The organism is Alcanivorax sp. HI0044 (genome assembly GCF_001634945.1).
This window is the reverse complement of record NZ_LWEZ01001977.1, coordinates 1-1,163: the sequence shown is the minus strand read 5'-3', so window position 1 is coordinate 1,163 and position 1,163 is coordinate 1. Positions and strand designations below refer to the sequence as shown.

At 57.1% G+C, this 1,163-nt stretch carries 2 protein-coding genes; one reads left to right on the top strand and one right to left on the bottom strand.

The window, feature by feature from the left end; all coding sequences use genetic code 11:
• The coding region (locus tag A3730_RS29220) for a hypothetical protein (RefSeq protein WP_231884093.1) at positions 1–754 on the top strand (754 nt) is incomplete at its 5' end.
• A 130-nt stretch (positions 755–884) separates the two neighbouring features.
• Here the strand turns inward: A3730_RS29220 and A3730_RS29215 are convergent.
• A partial coding sequence (locus A3730_RS29215) for an ion transporter (protein WP_197477763.1) occupies positions 885–1,163 on the bottom strand: 279 nt, incomplete at its 5' end.

Genomic DNA, 1,163 nt, shown 5'->3' with positions numbered 1-1,163 from the left:
CGGCAACGCGCGATCAGCCTGCATCAAGGAGGAAGCCTTCATGCTTGACTGGATTGCACAGCATCAAAAAATCCTTTCTGTCGTCGCCAGTTTCAGCTCACTGGTTATCTGGATCGTTTACGCACAACTCCTCTATTTGGGTTTTCGCCGGCAACGCAGCCCGCGCCTGATCATTAACCGTGGGCGCAACAAGGACATCAATGCGCTCTGCCTGATCAGCAACATGAGCGCCGAATCCGTTTTCGTGCAATACATCATCGCCGAACTTCATACCTCCCAGGGCACCATCACCATGGACGTGACGGATTTCGAGCAGGAGTACAACAAGGGCGACGAAAACCCGGAGAGACACAATCCCGCTTCAGGCGCAGTGAATGTGTCGGAGAACACGCGCCAGGGCCCCATTAAACCGGGAGGCTTCTCCCATATCGGCACCTTCAAGGAATTGGTTGAGCGCATCGCCCGCTGTGAGGGCATCAAGATGGACGGGCACATGCCCAAAGGTGATCTGGAGTTCACCCACCTGACCCTGCGGCTCATCGGCATCTACGGCCCCGAGAACAAACCCATCGGCGCCGAACGCGGCTTCGATCTGGCCTACAACGCCAGTGAATTCTCTCTCAGCCCCGCCTCCTGGGACACCAAACAGCTCACCTCCATGAGGCAGCGCCACAAGCTCAAGAAGATTGTGGAACAGCTCAACGCCTCAAACATCACGTCGTCATCGCCTTTTCAGGAGGCGGGAATGCGGTAAAGGAAGCGCAGACGAGCTAGCAGGCCAAGCCGCACTCAACGAAGCAAAGGGCGGGAGATTCGGCCAGGCAGCGATACGGTGCAGACCTGCCTGACCATCAGTGGCGACCCTGGCGCCGCCACAGGTGGAGTTATGAATCGGCCTTGTTCTGCTGGGCCGCTTCCAGTGCCACGATTTTTGCGTGCATGGTGCGCATCAGGTCCAGCATTTCCTGGCGCTCATCGTGGGCAACCAGATTGTTGGCTTCCCGCTCGGCGCGCTGCTCGCTTTCGTGTACTTCCTGAGTCGCGCTCACAATGATGGCAATAAACAGGTTCAGCACCATAAAGCTGGAAATCAAAATAAAGGGCACAAAGAAGATCCAGGCCATGGGGTACACCTCCATCACCGGCCGGGCGATCCCCATGGA